The 20012-nt window shown below is 38.4% G+C and carries 21 protein-coding genes; 18 read left to right on the forward strand and 3 right to left on the reverse strand.

Annotated features, from left to right (window positions below; translation table 11 throughout):
• Positions 1 to 137 precede the first annotated feature (137 nt).
• Positions 138 to 701 (reverse strand): manganese efflux pump MntP, encoded by a 564-nt coding sequence (locus tag ACTQX6_RS09935; protein WP_294689172.1) that lies wholly within the window; start codon positions 699 to 701, stop codon positions 138 to 140.
• Between the two features lie 217 nt (positions 702 to 918).
• Here ACTQX6_RS09935 and ACTQX6_RS09940 point away from each other — a divergent pair, with 217 nt between their 5' ends.
• From ACTQX6_RS09940 to ACTQX6_RS09970, 7 genes are all read left to right on the forward strand, one after another.
• Entirely contained in the window at positions 919 to 1437 is a 519-nt protein-coding gene (locus ACTQX6_RS09940) for a GNAT family N-acetyltransferase (RefSeq protein WP_294689174.1), read from the forward strand.
• Complete coding sequence (locus ACTQX6_RS09945; RefSeq protein ID WP_168965261.1) at positions 1434 to 2021, forward strand: histidine phosphatase family protein; 588 nt, start codon at positions 1434 to 1436, stop codon at positions 2019 to 2021. Before ACTQX6_RS09940 ends, ACTQX6_RS09945 begins: the two co-directional genes overlap by 4 nt.
• Before the next feature lie 145 nt (positions 2022 to 2166).
• A complete protein-coding gene (locus tag ACTQX6_RS09950; protein WP_294689175.1) occupies positions 2167 to 3183 on the forward strand; it encodes an iron-siderophore ABC transporter substrate-binding protein in 1017 nt (338 codons plus the stop codon).
• A 1-nt stretch (position 3184) separates the two neighbouring features.
• Complete coding sequence (locus tag ACTQX6_RS09955; protein ID WP_272002890.1) at positions 3185 to 4177, forward strand: FecCD family ABC transporter permease; 993 nt, start codon at positions 3185 to 3187, stop codon at positions 4175 to 4177.
• Positions 4174 to 5175, forward strand: coding sequence for a FecCD family ABC transporter permease (locus ACTQX6_RS09960; protein ID WP_117446047.1), 1002 nt, complete (start codon positions 4174 to 4176; stop codon positions 5173 to 5175). The genes ACTQX6_RS09955 and ACTQX6_RS09960 overlap by 4 nt, the downstream gene beginning before the upstream one ends.
• Positions 5175 to 5963 carry an ABC transporter ATP-binding protein gene (locus ACTQX6_RS09965; RefSeq protein WP_117446046.1) on the forward strand — a complete coding sequence of 263 codons (789 nt, stop codon included), beginning with the start codon at positions 5175 to 5177 and terminating at the stop codon, positions 5961 to 5963. The genes ACTQX6_RS09960 and ACTQX6_RS09965 overlap by 1 nt, the downstream gene beginning before the upstream one ends.
• A 489-nt stretch (positions 5964 to 6452) precedes the next feature.
• On the forward strand, positions 6453 to 6755 hold the full coding sequence (locus tag ACTQX6_RS09970) for a hypothetical protein (protein ID WP_117446045.1): 303 nt from the start codon (positions 6453 to 6455) through the stop codon (positions 6753 to 6755).
• Between the two features lie 52 nt (positions 6756 to 6807).
• Here the strand turns inward: ACTQX6_RS09970 and ACTQX6_RS09975 are convergent, their stop codons facing one another.
• A complete protein-coding gene (locus ACTQX6_RS09975) occupies positions 6808 to 7386 on the reverse strand; it encodes a TetR/AcrR family transcriptional regulator (protein WP_117446044.1) in 579 nt (192 codons plus the stop codon).
• A 241-nt stretch (positions 7387 to 7627) separates the two neighbouring features.
• On the opposite strand from ACTQX6_RS09975, the gene ACTQX6_RS09980 reads away from it, so the two are divergent.
• From ACTQX6_RS09980 to ACTQX6_RS10025, 10 genes are all read left to right on the forward strand, one after another.
• Positions 7628 to 8899 (forward strand): RNA polymerase factor sigma-54, encoded by a 1272-nt coding sequence (locus ACTQX6_RS09980; RefSeq protein WP_294689182.1) that lies wholly within the window; start codon positions 7628 to 7630, stop codon positions 8897 to 8899.
• A 10-nt stretch (positions 8900 to 8909) separates the two neighbouring features.
• Positions 8910 to 9407, forward strand: a complete 498-nt coding sequence (locus tag ACTQX6_RS09985) for a PTS sugar transporter subunit IIB (protein WP_259295327.1) — start codon at positions 8910 to 8912, stop codon at positions 9405 to 9407.
• A gap of 3 nt (positions 9408 to 9410) precedes the next feature.
• Positions 9411 to 12125, forward strand: coding sequence for a sigma 54-interacting transcriptional regulator (locus ACTQX6_RS09990; protein ID WP_294689184.1), 2715 nt, complete (start codon positions 9411 to 9413; stop codon positions 12123 to 12125).
• Between the two features lie 94 nt (positions 12126 to 12219).
• Complete coding sequence (gene agaB, locus ACTQX6_RS09995; protein ID WP_220412071.1) at positions 12220 to 12687, forward strand: PTS galactosamine transporter subunit IIB; 468 nt, start codon at positions 12220 to 12222, stop codon at positions 12685 to 12687.
• A 17-nt stretch (positions 12688 to 12704) separates the two neighbouring features.
• Positions 12705 to 13508, forward strand: coding sequence for a PTS galactosamine transporter subunit IIC (gene agaC, locus ACTQX6_RS10000; RefSeq protein WP_117446040.1), 804 nt, complete (start codon positions 12705 to 12707; stop codon positions 13506 to 13508).
• Positions 13495 to 14292: a PTS galactosamine transporter subunit IID gene (gene agaD / locus ACTQX6_RS10005; RefSeq protein ID WP_117446039.1), complete on the forward strand. Its 798-nt coding sequence runs from the start codon at positions 13495 to 13497 to the stop codon at positions 14290 to 14292. Before agaC ends, agaD begins: the two co-directional genes overlap by 14 nt.
• A 107-nt stretch (positions 14293 to 14399) precedes the next feature.
• Positions 14400 to 15170, forward strand: coding sequence for a Cof-type HAD-IIB family hydrolase (locus ACTQX6_RS10010; RefSeq protein ID WP_294689187.1), 771 nt, complete (start codon positions 14400 to 14402; stop codon positions 15168 to 15170).
• Positions 15171 to 15181: 11 nt separating this feature from the next.
• The gene (locus tag ACTQX6_RS10015; RefSeq protein ID WP_294689189.1) at positions 15182 to 16120 is read left to right on the forward strand and encodes a Gfo/Idh/MocA family protein; all 939 of its coding nucleotides are present in this window, start codon (positions 15182 to 15184) and stop codon (positions 16118 to 16120) included.
• 116 nt (positions 16121 to 16236) lie between these two features.
• The gene (locus tag ACTQX6_RS10020) at positions 16237 to 17535 is read left to right on the forward strand and encodes a cation:proton antiporter (protein ID WP_294689191.1); all 1299 of its coding nucleotides are present in this window, start codon (positions 16237 to 16239) and stop codon (positions 17533 to 17535) included.
• Positions 17505 to 18071: a TetR/AcrR family transcriptional regulator gene (locus ACTQX6_RS10025; RefSeq protein ID WP_294689193.1), complete on the forward strand. Its 567-nt coding sequence runs from the start codon at positions 17505 to 17507 to the stop codon at positions 18069 to 18071. Before ACTQX6_RS10020 ends, ACTQX6_RS10025 begins: the two co-directional genes overlap by 31 nt.
• A 63-nt stretch (positions 18072 to 18134) precedes the next feature.
• Here the strand turns inward: ACTQX6_RS10025 and ACTQX6_RS10030 are convergent, their stop codons facing one another.
• Positions 18135 to 19061: an alpha/beta fold hydrolase gene (locus ACTQX6_RS10030; RefSeq protein ID WP_294689194.1), complete on the reverse strand. Its 927-nt coding sequence runs from the start codon at positions 19059 to 19061 to the stop codon at positions 18135 to 18137.
• Positions 19062 to 19172: 111 nt separating this feature from the next.
• On the opposite strand from ACTQX6_RS10030, the gene ACTQX6_RS10035 reads away from it, so the two are divergent.
• Positions 19173 to 20012, forward strand: a complete 840-nt coding sequence (locus ACTQX6_RS10035) for a C39 family peptidase (RefSeq protein WP_272002856.1) — start codon at positions 19173 to 19175, stop codon at positions 20010 to 20012.

The following is a 20012-nucleotide window of genomic DNA, read 5'->3' on the forward strand; positions in this document are numbered from 1 at the left end:
TACATACCTTCATATCAGCAGATAATTTTGGCTTTCTTCCCATAGAAAAATCCCACCTCCATAGATACACGTTTATTTATTTCGTGTGTCCACTTTAGTGGGATCATATCAATAGCTTTTATGACTCTCTGTCTTTTTTAGAAGAATAAATGTTCAATAAGAATTTTAAAGCTGAGGAAAATCAACATGCATCCACCAAGATATTCAGCGTATTTTTGAAAAACAGAACCGACTTTTTTTCCTATGAGGACACAACAGAAAGATAAAATAAAAGTGATGACACCAATCCACAAAGCAGCCCATAGGATAGGGACTTGTAAAAAGGCAAAACTTACACCGACAGCCAAAGCATCAATGCTGGTGGCAATCGCCAATAATAAAACGGTTTTAAAAGGAATGGAATGAAGAATTTCACATTCTTCTTTTGCTTCATGTCCTTCTTTGATCATATTGATACCGATGATGCCTAATAAGACAAAAGCAATCCAGTGATCGATCTTGGATATAAATATGGAAAATTGACTGCCGGCAAAGTAGCCGATACAAGGCATGATGCCTTGAAAAATACCGAAGGCTAAAGCTAGAATAAAAGCATATTGTAAAAGACTCTTTTTTGGCAATGCCATACCTTTGGCTAAAGAGACCGCACTTGCATCCATGGCCAGAGAAACAGCGGTTAAAAGTAAAGTAAAAGTATCCATAATTCCTCCCAAAAAGAAACGAGACCCATGCGAAAAAATCGCATAAGTCTCGTTTTTTACAGTAAACCAGATCACCAGATCAATATGTTGATTTACTCACTTACCTATTTGTAAGATAACTACTCCCTTACGTATGTTTCATTCTAACAAAGACCAACAAAAACTGCAATTTTATACAGTTAGTATCCACTAATATAATTTGTGGTACAATAAACACATGGAAACAAAAAGATGTTTATTACGACACTGGAAGATTGAGGATGCTTTGCGATTATACGATTTGGCAAAGGATCCGGATATCGGACCGAGAGCAGGATGGCCGCCTCATCAAAGTGTAGAAGAGTCCAAAGAGATCATTAAAAATGTATTTAATTTTCCGGAAACCTATGCCATTGTTCTAAAAGAGACTAATGAGATCATCGGATGTATTTCGTTGATGTTTCAGGGACAGGCAAATGTGGAACTGCATGATAAAGAGGCAGAACTTGGATATTGGATTGGCAAAGCGTATTGGGGACAAGGAATTGTACCGGAAGTGGCAAATTCTTTATTGACTTATGGCTTTTCCCAATTAGAACTTACGCGCATCTTCTGTGGCTACTATAGTGAAAACAAACAAAGCCAAAGAGTTCAGGAGAAGTTTGGGTTCCGTTATCAATATACGATAAAAGATAAAATGGTTCTGGGAACAAAAAGACAAGAAATAGTCAATGTTTTGGAAAGGAGCAGTGCATGAAGCTATATATTGTTCGACATGGTCAAACCTGGTTTAATGTAATCGGTCGTATTCAGGGATGGTGTGATTCTCCTTTAACGGAAAAGGGAAGAGAGCAGGCAAAGAAACTGCGCTTATTTTTTGATACAGTTTCCTTGTCCGCTGGATATTATTCGGGAAGTGAAAGAGCAGGGGATACATTGGAGCTGATACTTCATGATCGAAATATTCCTATTCACAAGGATAAACGCTTTAAAGAAGTGTTTTTTGGAGATTACGAGGCAGAATATACAAAAACAATTTTCCCGGATGGTGTCGTAAATCCGGAGGTGTTCTACGAGCATGGCGGAGAGAATCGACATGATGCTGCTCAACGATTTTTGAGTGCATGCAAAGAGATTTCAAAGAAAGAAACCGGAGATGTTTTAATTGTCAGTCATGGATCGATCATTCGACAGTTCTTAGAGGAGAATTCAGAAGCGTTTCGACAGCTCGCAGCTACCAAAAATTTGACCAAAGCATTGGTTCCCAATTGTTCTGTCAGTATTGTCGAGATAGAAAATGAGAACATCGATGTGATACAATTGCCAACCGTTTATCATTGAGGGAGAAATCCCTTTTTTTATTTTCTAAAGATTAAACGATCAAAGAGATGAAAGTTCATCATCTATAAAATCTATAATTTCACTAGACATCATTCTATTTTTTCGATACACTATGTTAGCTAGAACTAACTAAGGAGGAGGTTGTATGAAAAAAATATGGAAAGTAAGTCTGGCAGCAATTTTAAGTTTTGTTCTTGCTGCCTGTAGTACAGATAGTGGAGTGGATACCAATAAACAAGAGTCGGATTCAACAGGTTATCCTATTACGATTGAACATGCTTTCGGTAAGACTGTTTTAGATCAAAAACCAGAAAGAATCGCAACGATTTCCTGGGGGAATCAGGATGTGCCGTTGGCTTTAGGTGTGGTTCCTGTCGGTGTGTCAAAGGCAAATTTTGGTTCTGTGAGTCAACAGGGATTGCATCCTTGGACACAAAAAGCTTTTGAGGATCTCGGTGTGACAAATCCTGTTGTTTTTGATGATACGGATGGATTGGATTTTGAAGCTATTGCCGATACCAGTCCGGATGTGATCCTTGCGGCATATTCTGGACTTACACAGGAAGATTATGACACGTTATCACAAATTGCACCTGTGATTGCTTATCCCGACAAACCTTGGCAGACACTTTGGCGCCAGCAGGTATTGTTGGATGCCAAAGGCATGGGAATGGAAGAAGAAGGAAAACAGCTGGTTGCCGATACAGAAAAGCTGATTCAGGATAAACAAAAAGAATATTTGCAGTTGGAAGGAAAGAGTGCTGCTTTTATATGGGTAGATACATCGGATACAGGTTCCTTTTATGTGTACTTACCTAAAGATCCCAGAGCATCTTATTTAACAGATTTAGGCTTAAGCTTCCCAAAAAGTTTAGAAGATCAGGTAAAAGATGCCGATGATTTCTCTATCTCCTTATCCAGTGAATATGCTGATCTTTTAAATGATGTAGATATCCTGGTAACATATGGAGATAGCACTACGTTAGATTTATTGCGAAAAGATGCGTTGTTTGGAAAGATCAAAGCTATTCAAAGAGGATCGGTAGTGGTTTTAGAAAATGATGGAGAATTAGCCGGTGCTGCTACACCGACGGTTTTAAGCATTCAAGCTACCATTGATTCTTATTTAAAAGAATTGGCCACGGCCGCAGATCAAGTATAGTATGAAGACAAAAGGCAAAATATATGTATTTGTTCTTTTAGTTATTTTACTGGTAGTTGTGATGATTTTATCTTTATCGATCGGGGCAAAATCTTTTTCGTTTTCTTCGCTGCTGGAAGCTTTTACGACATCAAAAGAATCGTTTGAAATCAGCGTAATCCAACAAAGACTGCCTCGAACGGTTTTTGGTGTATTGGCCGGTGCATCTTTAGCTGTATCTGGTTGTCTGATGCAGAACATCACAAGAAATCCGATTGCAGATCCCAGTATTCTAGGTGTGAACAGCGGAGCCGCTTTATTTGTGGTCTGCGGCATTTCCTTTTTTCGGATCAGCGGTCCGTTTCCCTATATAGTCTTAGGTTTTCTGGGGGCGTTGTTGAGCAGCTTTTTGGTTTATGGGATCGCATCTTCAGGAGCAGGAGCAACACCTTTGAAACTGGTATTAGCCGGAGCAGCGGTTTCAATTGCCCTGCAGTCTTTTATCAGTATGATCACAATGCCAAATACACAGGTGATGGATACATTTCGATTTTGGCAAACTGGCAGCATAAGCGGAGCTGACTGGTCAGGTGTACAATCACTCTTGATATGCTTTGGAATCGGAATGACCTTGTCGTTTGTATTGGCGCATTCTTTAAATATGACTTCTTTAGGGGATGAGCTGGCTACCGGATTAGGGGTTAGAGTGCAGAGAACAAGAGCATTAGCCGCTTTGGCCGGGGTTCTCCTTTGTGCTTCTGTTACAGCTTTGGCTGGCCCTATTGCGTTTGTCGGCTTGATGATACCGCATATCATGCGCCTTTTTTGTGGTAATAATATGCTTGTACTTCTTCCGTTTTCGGCTATGGGCGGCAGTATATTGTTATTGATATCGGATATATTAGGAAGAGTTCTGCTTGCACCATCACAGCTTGAAGTCGGCATTGTTACAGCGCTGTTGGGAGCACCGGTTTTTATCTGGATCGTTAGAAAGGCCAGGGTTAAAGGTTTATGATCAAAAAACTGGCATATAAGCAACGAAAACAAATGTGGATCTGTTTGCTGATTTTAAGTGGGGTTATCCTGCTTGCGGCCGGATTCGAACTGATGTGTGGAAATACGTTTTATACACCTGCGGAAGTGATTGATGCTTTGATTCATCAAGACAATTTTACGATTGTGCAGCTTCGGCTGCCTCGTTTACTGGTAGGAATCCTTTGCGGTTTTGCGTTTGGCATGGCTGGACATTCGTTTCAAACATTGTTCCGAAACCCTTTGGCAAGCCCGGATATTATTGGGGTAAACAGCGGTGCGGCTGTGTTTGCGATGTTTGGATTGCTTATTTTACACTGGAGTGGAATTTCTATCTCGATATTATCCGTTATAGGGGCATTATTGATATCATTTTTGATCAACCTGTTTGCCCGCAATACCTCTTCCAGGCTGACAAAGATGATTTTAATCGGTTTGGGTATACAGGCTTTTCTGCAAGCCTTGATTTCCTATATGATCTTAAAAGCAGCACCTAACGATCTTTCTAACGCCATGCGATGGCTGTCAGGAAGTTTAAATCATTCCTCTATGGATGAAGTGTTCCGCCTGCTGCCAATCGTAGTGATATTTGGAGTCATCTTGACCTTGATACAGCCCCATGTGCAGATCTTAAAACTATCAAAGGAAATGGCTGTTTCACTGGGGGTAAATGTGAAAAGAACACAAATCATTGTTTTTATTTGTGCTGTGTTTCTTGCGGCGGTTGCAGCCTCTACGACCGGTCCGATTGCTTCTGTTGCCTTTTTATCTGGTCCGATTGCCCAAAAGATCAGTCGATACAATCAGAATAGCCTATTGATTGCCGGACTGGTAGGAAGCCTGATTGTTTTATTGGCAGATTGTATTTCACAGAATGTGCTGCCGATTCGCTATCCGGTAGGCGTCGTCACCGGTGTACTGGGAGCGCCTTACTTGATTTATACTTTATTGCGATTAAACAAAAAAGGGGGAAGAGGATAATGCATACATTGCAGGTTCGACAACTAAGCTTTGCCTATGATAAAAAAGAAGTACTGAAAGATATAGAACTTCAAATCCCTTCTGGAAAAATCAGCGTAATTTTAGGAGCAAACGGATGTGGAAAATCCACTTTATTGAAAAATATGTGTAAGGTTCTGCGTCCGCAGAAAGGTCAGGTATTACTGGATCAAAAGGAAATTTGGACGTATAAATCAAAAGACTTAGCCAGAAAGATGGGGTTGATGCCACAATCTGCCCAGGTTCCTGAGGGCATAACCGTTTTTGATTTAGTCTCGCGGGGAAGATTTCCCTATCGTCAGGCATTTAAGACTATGGATACAAAAGATCTGGATGCGATTCAAGTGGCTATGGAATGGATGGATATCACAGATATTGCGGATAAGCAGGTAGATTCTTTAAGCGGTGGTCAGCGACAAAGAGTCTGGATGGCCCTGGCTCTGGCACAAGATACGGATATCCTGTTTTTGGATGAACCAACTACCTTTTTAGATATTCAATATCAAATAGAGATCTTAGATCGTCTTTATGAATTGAATCAGAAAAAGCAGATAACGATTTTAATGGTTTTACATGATATTAATTTGGCCGTACGTTATAGCCATCAACTGTTTGCCTTAAAAAAAGGTAAATTGGTTGCACAGGGAGAACCGAAAGACATTTTGACTTCCTCCCTGATAAAAGAGGTTTATGGCTTGGAATGTAAGATCATCGAAGATCCCTATTATCATTGTCCAATGGTTTTACCTATCGGAAAACATAAAGCATAAGGCGGTTGTGCCGCCTTTTTTTCACAAGATTCCCTCTTTGCCAAATATGTAAAATAAAATGGAAAGCTATGGAATTTTTCAGATAAATCTGATATGATATCTATGTAATGACCAAATTTAAATACAGTTTGTTTACGTATAATTTGACTGCGTTTAAAAATTAGTCATTATTTTTGACGGTAAGGATATAATAAACTACCCTTATTTAAACAATGAGATCCTTTAAAATTTGCTGTGTTTTGTATAGGTACTCCATATATTTTGATTTCATTGTTTATAGGGATTCTCCTATTCCCCGAATCATCTTAAGTTAACGTCTATAAAAAGAAAGGCCTAACGATCCTTTACCGTCTTAAAATAGTGTCCAAATTCTATGCATAGGGGCCTTTCTTTTTTTTTTTTTTTTGCGAAATAGTTGGTATAGAAGCGATGATTTCGTCTTCTTATATAGTTCTTTATATTTGTCCCATTAAGAAAGAAAGGGATAACATGGTCAGAGCCTATTCAAATGAATTAAAAAATAAGGTTTGTGTAAGAATCTGTAAAAACAGAGAATCAACTTCTATGGTTGCCAAAGAGATGGATATTCCTTTAAAAACAGTAGAAAAATGGGTGACTGCTTATTATAAGGACCCTAAAGTTTTTGAAGTGCCGGAAGGCTATATCTTTGAAAAAAGAAGAATGGATGCGCATCGCTATGATTCTTATACCAGAGAACAGCTGATTCGAGAATTAAAAAGAAAGGATACAAAAATTGTATATTTGCAGTCTGTTATCGAAAGCAAAAATTAATACTTTCGAAATATAGATTTTTTCATAAAAGAAAAGCCGATCAATAGATCGACTATTCATGTAGATATCGATGTAATGTCTCCAACAATAATTGTGTTACATCATTTGCTTTATCGGTAAAGAAAGAAGATTCTTCATCTTTCATGCTGTTGTAGGATAAAAAGATTACGGAAGAAAGGTTACTGATCACACGAGGATCGTGTTTATCATCGTCTTTTCCCAGTAGTTTTAAAATGTTTTTGAAATACTGTTCTTCAAAGTGTTTAAACTTATCCCACATCTGTTGGGTGCATTTTTTCTTGATATATGTAATATCTGAATATTGGATAAAGTTTAAATTTTTGAACATAGACTGATAAAGAAAACCGGTTTCCTGACTGCTGGCGCCGGCATTATCGGCCCATTTTAAAGCAGAGAATACGTTACCCATCTGCCACATCAAGGCATCTAAGATGAATTCTTCCTTGGATTCAAACAACAGGTAAAAATAACCCTTTGACACGCCGGCTACTTCTACAAGGTCATCCACTTTAACATTTTTGTAGCCGTTTTGAGAAATCATCTTTAATCCGGCTGTATACATTTTGATTTTTTGTTGGTACTTTTCTTCTTCGGTATAGATTTTTGGCATAGATATTCCCCCAATGCCAATATTGTATCAAAAAGTAGAAAGAGTTGAAAAGTATTTCGTTCTATCCAGATTCTCAATTTGCGAATTCTGAGAAAAGGAATTGAAAATTATCGAATTTGGTGTGACAATGATGACAGAATTAACCGTTGCACGTCATGAATAAGATTAGGCATACAATATGAAGTATGAGCGCTTTCCACGAAAATAAGATCTTATAAGGCATCAATGGTTGATGAGGAGGATGGAAGAAAGAGCCATCCTTTTTTTGTTTGAAAAAGAAATGGATTTTCGTTATATTGAAGTCATGAAACAAAGAATGATCTTAAAACCGGATCAAATACAGAGAACGGTCTTTAATAAGGATATGAAACGATCACTGGAAGTTTTACAGCTCAATAATAAAGATCTTCAGGCTTTTTTGATGGAAATCAGTTCACATAACCCTTTTCTACGCTATCAGGCATCGGATGAGGCACAAACTGATTTTACGATGTTTGCGACCCAGAAGCCATCTTTATTGGATGTCATGTTGGAACAAAACCGATTCGAAAAGAACAGTCTTAGTGAAGATATGATTGCCTATTTAACTTCGATGTTAGATTCAAATGGCTACTTTAAAGAAAACCTCTCTTCTCTTGTATCACAGTCCATATATACAAAAAAAGAAATCATGCAGGCTATTGATCAACTGCGACATATGGAGCCGCTGGGGTGTTATTGTTTTCACTTGAAAGAATCGTTAAAAGTACAATGCGAAGTTTCACCGCATGCTGCCAGTGAAACCGGAGAAATTCTTTGCGATTATTTAAAAGAGCTTTCTTCTCATGATTATTCAACTATTGTTGAGGGTACAGGTTTGAGCCTGGAAGAAATTGAAGAAGGGTTTCAGTTTATTAAAAGCTTGAATCCAAAGCCAGGATGTAACTACGCCAAAGATTCTATAGCTTTACAGCCGGAAGCAAGAGTATCAGTTGAACAAGGACAAGTTCTTGTAGAGATGATCAACCAGGATTTTGAGTTGGATGTATTGGAATATTCTTCCAGGGAATTGAAAGCTCTACGCCAGGAAGCGGATAGAATCTTAAATCAGGTGCGAAAACGCAGTCTTACGATTTTACAGATTCTTCAGATTTTATGTTCTTATCAAAGGGATTTTTTTGTTTCCGGAGCCGGTTTGAAACATTGTACACTGGAACAAGTAGCCAAGGAATGTGGTTTGCATGTATCCACGGTATCCAGAGCTATTCAAGGAAAATCTTTTGAGTTTAAAAATCGGTATTATCCGATCAAAAAGTTGTTGTCACATGATGGTTTCATGGATGTGGATGCGGCAACAATTGAAGAAAAAATCGTTGATTTGATACATGCAGAGGATCATGTGCATCCTTACAGTGATGCCAAATTACAGCTTCTTTTAGAAAACCAAGGTATTTTTATCGCAAGAAGAACCATTGCGAAATATAGAGAACATTGCGGAATCCTTTCTTCCAGTAAGAGAAAGAGTAAAGGTTAGAGGTGGTATGATGTCGCAGATTCAATTAATTCGAGTAGATAACCGTCTGGTGCATGGACAGGTAGGTATGACATGGAGCAGTGCTTTAAATATTGATGCGATTGTCGTGGTGGATGAAGAAGTGGTTTATAATGTCTTTTCACAAAAGCTGATGGCCAGTATTGCCAAAGCGGCTAATCTGGACATTGCTTTCTATACAATTGAAGATTTTGTGACTACGTTTCAGAAACAAAAAGATACAAAGAAAATTTTTGTAATCGTTAAAAATATCCAAACAGTGCGCAAGTTATATGAAAAAGGAATTCGTTTTCCTAAGATCAATATTGGTAATATTCACTATGAAAGAGGACGCTATCCGTTAAATAAGAAAATGTATTTGACAGAAACGGATGTGCAGGACTTAAACTATCTAAACGAAGTAGGAAATACGATTTTTTATCAGGATGTGCCGGGAACGATGACAGAAAAAATTGAATTGTTGGATTTTGAAAAGCTGAAAAGGAGATAGACTATGGATATAAAAAAATCACTGTCACAAGAGTTAAAAAAGCGGTGTGAAACTCTTAAACTTTGTGAAGATGAACGCTTTAGTGCTGCCTCTCTGGCAGGTGCGTTTCACATTACACGGAATACGGCATCACAATATCTGAATGAACTTGTAAAGAAAGGTACCGTAGTCAAAGTAAATTCACGTCCTGTCTATTTTTTTGATCGCCAGATTTTAGAAGAAAAATTAAAAGTGTCTTTGGAACATTCCGTTTATGATTCGATGGACGATCTGATGCGGGTGACCAATCATGACTTTGAGAAAATGATTGGCTGCAACGGATCACTTCGTGCTTTGATTTCACATTGTCAGGCTGCCGTGACATATCCAGATCACGGACTTCCCATTTTGATTTATGGTCCTACCGGTACAGGCAAAAGCATGCTTGCGAATTTGATGTATGAATATGGCATACATCAGGGTATCTTAGATAAAAAATCAAAATTTATTGCTCTAAATTGTTCTGAATATGCCAACAATCCGGAGCTTTTGACCGACAATCTTTTTGGACATGTCAAAGGTGCTTATACCGGTGCAGAAAATGAACAGGCAGGTTTGATCCAATTAGCTGATCAAGGAGCGCTTTTTTTAGACGAGGTTCATTGTTTAAAAGCCGAGTGTCAGGAAAAATTGTTTCAATTCATGGATAAGGGAATCTATCATAAAGTAGGAGATAATGAAAACTGGTATCGTTCCAGCTGTCGTTTGATTTTCGCAACGACGGAAGATCCTCAACAAGTTCTTTTAAGGACAATGCTTAGACGAATACCGATCGTGATTTCAATTCCTTCTCTCAGTCAAAGACCGCAGGTAGAAAAGATCGAGTTGATCTATACGATGTTGATGAAAGAAAGAAACCATCTTCGAAAAGATGTGTTTATTTCGAATCTGGCATATCAGGCCTTGTTGGATCATGAATATAAAGGCAATATCGGAGAACTGCAGAATGTGATACGTGCTACATGTGCCAATGTACTTGTTCATCAACAACAGAATGCACTTCGAATTCGACTTTTAGATTTACCGGAATATTTATTTGCTTCGATGAATACACTGCAGTTAAAAAACTATGATCAGGAAGACGAGGCAATGATCTCTATTACGGATCTGAATAAAGAACGAAAGTCTAAAACACCGCTGTTGCAGTTGTATGATCGATTGTTGGAAACAGTTCAGACTTGTCAGGACGAAGAGGAAGACCTACATCAGATCATTACTCGCTGTAAATATTTGATTCAAAACTTTTTTGATCTTTTATTCTTTCGACAGAAGTATCGTTCTATCAGTTCCAACGAAGATTACTTGTTAAAGATGTTGGACAAGATTTGTTCTATCGTGATGAATCGGTATTCTTTTACGGTGCCAAATAACCAAATTAAAATCTATTCCAAGGCGTTTGTGGAATACTCTAAAAACGCAACAGATGCGATGTTGTGGCAATCTTTTCATGTGCAGGAAGTACAATCCATTCAGACATTGATTCAAGAGCAATTTCCCCGTGACTACAGTGTAGCCAGTGAAATTGTCGATAATGCATCATTGAACTTAGATATCAAAATGGATGATTTCATGCGTGTTATCATGACGCTTGCTTTGATTGATACAGAAAAGAAAGAAAATAATGGACGTGTAGGTTTGATCTTATGTCATGGATATTCGACTGCCAGCAGTATTGCCGATACAGCTAATCATTTATTGTCGGAACATATCTTTGACGGTATTGATATGGAACTTAAGATTTCCATTGATAAGATCGTGCAGCTGGTGGAAGATTATTTGAAACGCAAAAGCCCAATTCAGGAATTGATTCTTTTAGTGGACATGGGAAGCTTGGAAGCCATTTATAAGAAGATACATCTTTCAAACTGTAATATCGGATTGATCAATTACGTATCCACGGCAACGGCTTTGGAAGTAGGGCATGCGATTCAACATGGAAAAGTGGTAAAAGAAATCTTACAGGATGTAAAAGCTGAATTTTCTTTATCCACACACTTTATAGAAGGAATTCGAAAAGAAGATGCGATCTTAACACTTTGTGCGACAGGATTTGGAGTGGCCAAGAAGATCTCTGAACTGTTGAAAAGCTCTTTGCCTAAGCCGGTTGAACTGGATATCATTCCTTATGATTATCAGTCTATTTTAGATCATGGCAAAGAAGATGCGATCTTTTCACAATACAATATACGCTTGATCGTTGGAACGTTAGATCCATGTGTAGAGGACGTAGAATACCTATCTTTGGAAAGTTTGGTAGCCAGCGATGGAATTCAGGAGTTGATGAAGTATATCAGCCCGTATTTAAATTCGGATGAGCAGAGTATGTTCGAACAGAATATCATGAAGAATTTTACTCTTTCCAATATCGTAAATCATTTGACAATATTAAATGCGGAAAAGGTTATTGATGATGTAGAAGATTTTGTCGTACAGGTGGAAAGTGCTCTGCATAAAACGATGGATGCGACAGTTCGAATGGGATTATATGTACATATTAGTTGTCTGATTGAAAGACTGATGCTTCGACAGGGAATTGAAAATGTGGAAGGCATGGAAGATTTCAAAGCGAAAAACAAAGATCGAATGGAAATCGTACGACAGGCTTTTAGTGGGATTGAAATGCATTATAGTGTCGAAATACCGGATCCTGAAATTATGTATATTTTAAATTATCTATAAAAATTGCTTTATATAAAGCGTATTTGGCGTGCTCGACAGAAGTTGGCACGCTTTTTGCTATAATATAGGTGTAAAGAGAAAGGAGGAGATGAAAGTGCCAAACATACTTTTAACTCGAATTGATAATCGTCTGGTACATGGTCAAGTTGGAGTGACATGGACAAAAACTATCGGTGCTAACTTACTGGTTGTAGCTGACGATGAAACTGCACAAGATGAACTGACCCAGCGGTTAATGACTGTAACCGCAAAGTCATCCGGTGTAGGAATTCGTTTTTTCTCAATTGAAAAAACAGCTGCCATCATTGACAAAGCAGCACCAAGTCAAAAAATCTTCATCATTTGTAAGACGCCTAAAGATGTGCGTCGACTGGTGGATGCCGGAGTTGAAATAAAAGAAGTCAACGTCGGCAACATGCATTATGCAGATGGGAAACATCAGCTTACCGCTAAGGTCTATGTTGATGATCAGGATATGGAGGATTTGAAATACCTGGCATCAAAAGGCATTCATGTGTATGCACAAGATGTTCCCGGAGATACAAAAACTACGATTGAATAATACAAGGAGAGAGATTTATGGAAATTACATTTATACAGGGAATCTTACTTGCGATCATGTGTATTATCGTAGGTTTGGATTTCTTCCTGGAAGCATTTTTCCTGTTCCGTCCTTTAATGGTTTCTACATTTACCGGAATTATTTTGGGAGATGTTGTTCTAGGACTTAAGGTAGGTGCTTTGATTGAACTAGCTTTTGCCGGTTTAACACCGGCTGGAGGAACACAACCACCAAACCCGGTTATGGCCGGACTCATGGGAACTGTTCTTGCTTATACAACCGGTTGTGAACCTGAACAAGCTTTGGCTTTATGTTTACCATTCTCATTTTTGGGACAATACATTATTTTGTTCTACTACTCCGCCTTCTCATTCTTTATGGGAAAAGCAGACGATTGTGCTGCCAATGCCGATATTAAAGGAATTGCACATATCAACTATCTGACAATGGGAATTGTTTCAATTACTTATGGTGTATTGGCTTTCCTTTGTGCTTATGTGGCACAGGCTCCTATGCAGGCATTTGTAGAATGGCTGCCGGAAATCGTCACACACGGTTTGGAAATTGCCGGAGGTATCTTACCGGCTGTTGGTTTTGGTATGCTGCTTCGCGTTATGATGAAAGTCAAATATATTCCTTATTTTATCGCTGGTTTCTTAATGGCATGCTTTATCGATATGCCAAACTTGTTACCGGTAGCCTTGTTAGGTCTGATCTTTGCGTTGATGGACTTCTTTGGGGCAAAACAGCGTAAGGCAGAAGTTGAAGCGGCCATTGAAGAAGCTGGATTAAATGGAGGTGACACTAATGTCGGAATCTAAAAAACTGACATCTAAAGATATTACGATGCTGGGTATTCGTTCATCTTTCCTGCAGGCTTCCTTTAACTATGAGCGTATGCAGTCTTGTGGCTTTACATGGGCCATGTTACCGGCATTGAAAAAAATCTATGGAGATGATAAAGAAAAATTATCCGCTGCTATGGTCGATAATTTAGGATTCATCAATACCCATCCCAACCTGGTTGGATTCTTGATGGGGTTAATGATCTCTTTGGAAGAAGGAGGCGCTAACCGTGAAACTGTCAATGGTTTGAAACTGGCTTTGTTTGGGCCAATTGCCGGTATTGGTGATGCGATCTTCTGGTTTACGATTCTTCCGATCGTAGCCGGTATTTCCTGCTCCTTTGCGACACAAGGCTCTGTATTAGGTCCTATCGTATTCTTCTTAACATATCTCATTATTTGGATCTTACGTATCGTATGGACTAAACTAGGCTATCGTCTAGGTACAAAATCCATTGATATGATCACATCCAACTCTGATATTTTAGCTAATGCGGCAACAATTTTGGGTATTACAGTTATCGGGGCTTTGATTGCATCTTATGTATCGATTACATTGCTTCCGGTTATCACTGTTGATGGTGGTATCGAAGTAGCGGTACAGGAACAATTCTTTGATAACATCTTCCCGAACATCTTGCCTATGGCAGTTACTCTGCTTTGTTTCTGGCTGTTAAAGAAAAAACAAATCAGTCCGGTTGTCTTGATTGTAGGAATCATCGTAATTTCTATTGGATGCTCCTGGATTGGCTTAATGTAGTAAAGCTCCTTTCATGATCTTGTCAGTTTGGCGGCAAGAGATTCTATAAGGGTCGGCACCTAAAGTCGATCCTTTTTGATATACTAATTATAAGGAAGGATATCGATATGAACATAAAAGGAATTTTTTTTGATGTGGATGGAACATTGATTTGTCATGACCATGGAAGAATTTCAGAGAATACTCTGAAAGCTTTATACACTTTAAAGGAAAAAGGAATTTTACTGTTTCTGGCAACAGGGCGACACATTACAGAATTAAAAGAACTGCAGATTGATTTTCCATTTGATGGCTATGTGTTGTTAAATGGGCAGCTTTGTCTGGATCGTCAAAGACAAGTGATTTTTTCCAATCCCGTTGAGGGCAAGGATAAAGAAAGATTAATCCATCTTTTTATATCGCGTGCTTTTCCCATGGTCATCGTTGAAAAAGAGCGTCTTTACATCAATACGGTAACAGATCAAGTACAACGGGCGCAAAAAGCTATATCAAGTACAGTCCCAGAGGTGGCAAAATACAAGGATCAGCCATTTTATCAATGTACAGCATTTATTGATGAACATAAGAGCCGTCAATTAGCCCGGGAATTAACAAATTGCGTGATTACACGCTGGAATCCCTATGGGGTGGATATCATTTCCAAACAGGGAGGAAAAGATAAAGGCATTCAAGCCATGCTTGCTTATTTTGGGATGGGTGCTCAAGAAACCATGTCTTTTGGAGATGGACAAAACGATAGGGAAATGCTTCAGTATACCAAAATTGGTATTGCAATGCAGGAAGCTGATCCCGTGGCCAAAAAAGCAGCGGATTTTGTGACAAAGAGCGCAAAAGAGGATGGAATTGTCTATGCTTTAAAACATTATGGAATTTTATAGATGGAGGCATTATGAAAAATATATGCATTTTAGGACTGGGCTCGATAGCGCATAGAGTTGCTGTAGGCATACAAGCAGCTAAAAATGCGCAATTGTATGCGGTGTGCTCTCGCAGTTATCAAAAGGCACGAGAATTTGCTCAACGCTTTACCCTTCCTTGTTTCTTTGACTCCATGGACGCTATGTTACAAGATGAAAAGGTGGATGTCATCTATATATGCACACCCAACCCATTGCATAAAGCTCATATTTTAAATTGCTTAGCCCATGATAAACATGTGATTTGTGAAAAGCCAATGGTATTATATACGCAAGATCTGGTAGAGTGCTTTGTCATGGCTAAAGAGAAACATCGGTTTTTGATGGAAGCGCATAAGTGTGTCTTTACACCGCTGAATCAAAAAATTCATCAAATGATACATGAAGGAATCATCGGCAAGGTGCATTTGATCGAAGCGCAGGATGCGGATGATGTATGGGTCCAAAAGAAAGCAGTGTCTCCCTGGCATTTTGAAGATGAAGGTGGCGGTTGTTTGTACGATATTGGCGTGTATCCTATTGCTTATGCCAATTTCATGGCACAAAGTTCAATCAAACAAATACAGCTTATGGATCAAAAGATGAATGATCATTTTACGATTCATGCACAGGCTAATATTTTATATGAAAACGGTATAATGGCGCATATTGCCACCAGCTGGGTATCAAAAATGGAAAACACAGCGCATATTTATGGAGAAAAAGGGTCTATTCACTGTCAGAATTTCTGGAAGAATACCGAAGCTACATTGATGCGTGACGGCAAAGAAGAAAAAATCAAAGTATCGATGAAAAGTGATTTTACAGGAGAAGTACAACACGCAATCGAATGTATTGAAAAAGGATTCACGGAAAGTAAAGTGATGGGGTTAGAGGCATCTCGTCAAATCCTTCAAGTCATTGAATCCTGATATGGTTAGAATCTGGGCATTATGTCCAGTTTTTTTAATACAAAATTATAGACGTATTCGTCTTTAATATGTATAATCATAAATAGACGATTTCGTCTATAAGGAGGATCTTGAACATGGAGTTGTTCTATTTGGGAATGTCTATTTTAATGGCTTTGGTGATGGGAAAATTCGTATCCAAAATAAAACTTCCGGCTATCTTGGGATGGTTGCTTGCAGGAATGCTTTTAGGGCCCCATGCTTTTCATTTGTTAGATGCACAAATATTGGAATCAGACTGGTTTATCATGATTGAAAAATTATTGGAATGTATCGTGGGTCTTATGATTGGAACGGAAATGGTTTGGAACAAGTTGAAAAAATCGGGGAAACAAATTCTCATCATGACATTGACAGAATCTATAGGTACTTTTATAGCTGTATCTGTGGCCTTTGGTATCATCTTTTCCATTGTTGATGTTCCTCTCTATTTGGCATTCCTATTTGGCGGCATAGCTCTAGCCACAGCACCAGCTCCTTCTTTATCCATCGTCAATGAATTTAAAACCGACGGACCTGTCACAAAAACATTGATTCCCATGGCGGCTTTAGATGATTTGGTGGGGGCCATAATCTTCTTTACCGTCATTGCGATTGTTGCCACACAACTTTCAACGACTTCGATCTCCATTGGTGTTATGTTGTTGTTTGTGTTTATTCCTGTTTTCTTAGGACTTATTCTAGGTTTTATGACCGGTAAATGGCTTCAAAAATTAAAACAAATACAATCCATGCTGATGGTCCTGATTGGAATGTTATTGGTTTGTGTAGGAAGCGGTTTCTGGATCAGTCAACAATTACCTTTGCCTATATTTAATTTTATGTTGTTGGGAATGGGTTTTTCGGCAGCTTTTGCCAACTGTATTCCACCAAACAAATTGGATCAGATTATGAAATATATAAATCCTGCGATTCATTTTTCTCTTGTGATTGTGATTTTAAATTTAGGGGCACCGCTAGATTATCATTTGATTTTAAACGCTGGCTTTTATACACTAGTATATATCTTGGTTCGTGCAATAGGAAAGTATATTGGAGCCTATGTGGGTGCTAAATGGAGTCATGCACCGGATACAGTTCGCAAATATTTGGGATTCACATTACTGCCTCATTCCGGCGTATCTTTAGTTTTTACCGGTATAGCGGTATCTATGCTTCAAAGTACAGCTTTAGAATGTGCAACTATTTTACAAGGAACAATTGCGGCAGCCGCTGTAATAAATGAAGTCATTGCCGTATTCTTTGCCAAAAAGGGATTTGAATGGGCCAATGAGCTAAATCAAGGGAAAGAAGGAAAAACATGCGACAAGAGGAAAGAAAAAGAAAGAGCCGGCAAAGTATTTTCATGGCTGCTTTCCAAGAATTCGGGACGCTAGGTTACGAAAATGTCAACATAGAGAAAATATGTAAAGTACATGGAATTTCCAAAGGAATGATGTATCATTATTTCTCAAATAAAGATGATCTTTTTCTAGCTTGTGTACAAAAGGTCATTGAAGATTTAACAAGTTTTGTACAAAAACAGCTGCCGGAAATAGAAAATAAAGATGTTTCACTTTCTATCCGAGATTTTATTCTGCTTCGACAGACTTATTTTGATCACCATTTACAACAAAAGGCAATCATGGAAACCGCCATGGTCAGACCACCGGCACATTTAAAGGTTCAAATTCATGATTTGCGAAAACCGTTAATTGAAATAAATCATAAATTTTTAAAAGAGCAGCTGAAAAAGATAAATTTGAGAAAGGAAATCGATGAAGAAAAAGCAATTCGATATATAGAAACCTTAGATATCTTTTTTCAGTCTATCCTAAGAGAATTTGTATCTGACAGAACACAAAATATGAATACATTGATACAGGGTGTGAATGACTTGTTAGATCTGCTTCTTTTTGGCATCCTAGAATAGGACTTGTAAAATACACAATAAAAGAGCATCTCTATGGACTGGGGATGCTCTTTTTGGAAATATTTAACGAAGGATTTGATCCATGAAATCAATGATACCTTGTTCTACTTCATTCTTGATATCAGCATAGTTATGGATTTCATGACGATAACCGCTATATACTTTTGTTTGTACTTTGTGTCCTGTTTGTACTAACCAGTTGGTCACTTCATAGATTCCTTTTCCATATTCTCCAACCGGATCTTGATCGCCGCCGATATTATAAATTGGCAGATCAACTGGAACTTTGTTTGCCCATTCTGTGCCTTCGATACACTGCATCATTTGTGTGAAATCATACAAGGCCTGATTTGTTGTCGCTTTTGTAAAGGCATCAAAAGGATCGTTGGCATGATCTTGTTGAACATAGGGATCAGCACAGATCCATTCATTTCCTAATTTGGCATCTGGAATTCTTTCGCACATCCAGCCCATTAAATCGACAGTAAATTGTGAATCGCTTTCTTTTCCTTTACCGGCATCGATTGCTTCTTTGATCTTAGCAGCCGCTTCTTTGGCACCTCTAAAAATACCTGTTGTTCCACATATCGTAGCGCCTGTTAATTCGTCGCCATAAGTGGCCATGAAATCACGAGTAATAAAAGAACCCATGCTGTGGCCAAACAGAAAGTATGGAAGATTCGGATATTTTTCCTGCACGATTGTTTTGAGTGTATGCTCATCTTCCATCATCGTATGAGGCCCTGCATTGCCCCAATCGCCCCAGGTATTATTAATCATTGCCGTTTTTCCATGGCCCACATGATCATCGGCCGCCACAATATATCCGGCTTCGGTCAAGTGAGCAATCATGTGAAGATAACGGCGGGAATGTTCTCCGAATCCGTGAATCAACTGAACGATTCCTTTTGGCTTGCAGGCAGGAACATAGATCCAGCCTTGTACCTGATCTCGCTTGTTGTAAGAAAGAAAACTAACTTCATGTAACATATATAACACCTCCTGTATGTTTTCTTTATGTTTTATTGTCACTTACATGATTACGCTTTTTCTGGCAGAATACAAGCTTTTTTGACCTGAAAATGATATAATGGGCACATTATGAAAAGGGTATCAAAAAGAAAAGTGTATTGGGGAAGATTACTGGTCTTGATCTTACCTGTATTTTTGGTTTTGGGATTCATAGGCTTTGGTGTATATAAGCTCCTGTCGTATCCCACAGAAGAAATACTGCAAGTGAAAAAGCCGGAACACATTACGCAGGAAACATTTGATCAACTTAAAGAGAAAACTTTAGAAAATCACGAGTATAAACCAATCTTTTTACATTTGGATCAATATTCACAGGATATACTGGAATTTTTATTGAAGGATGAAGATCGACTGTCTTTTGTAGAAGCATATCCGCAGAAAGAAAACTATACAAATGGTCCTGGAACATTAAGTGAATCGCTGGATACCATTCCTAAACTATTACAATGGGATCTTAGATGGGGCTATATTCCTTATGGGGAAAATGATATTTATTTGACAGGGTGCGCTCCTACCTGTCTGTCTATGGTTTTTAGTTATCTTCTACAAGATGCGTCACTTACACCGGATGTTTTGGCAAGCTATTCTTCCCAGCAGGGATTTTATGTCAATGGAGCAGGAACAGACTGGCAATTTTTAACGGATGCAGCCCAACACTATGGTGTACAGGTGGAAAGAGCACAAGTCTCTTTACAAGATATGAAGGCACGATTAGAAAATCATCAGATTCTTGTATGTAGTATGCTTCCCGGTGATTTTACACAAGTCGGTCATTTTATCTTGGTAACCGGTATGGAAGATGGAGAGTTTACCGTTATTGATCCAAACAGCAAAAAGCATACGAATCAAACATGGGATCCAGATACTTTACTGTCACAAATGCAGGCAGTATGGTCATATTCCGTATAA

It is taken from the genome of Faecalicoccus sp. LCP19S3_E2 (assembly GCF_052121255.1).
In the GTDB taxonomy this organism is placed as follows: domain Bacteria; phylum Bacillota_I; class Bacilli_A; order Erysipelotrichales; family Erysipelotrichaceae; genus Faecalicoccus.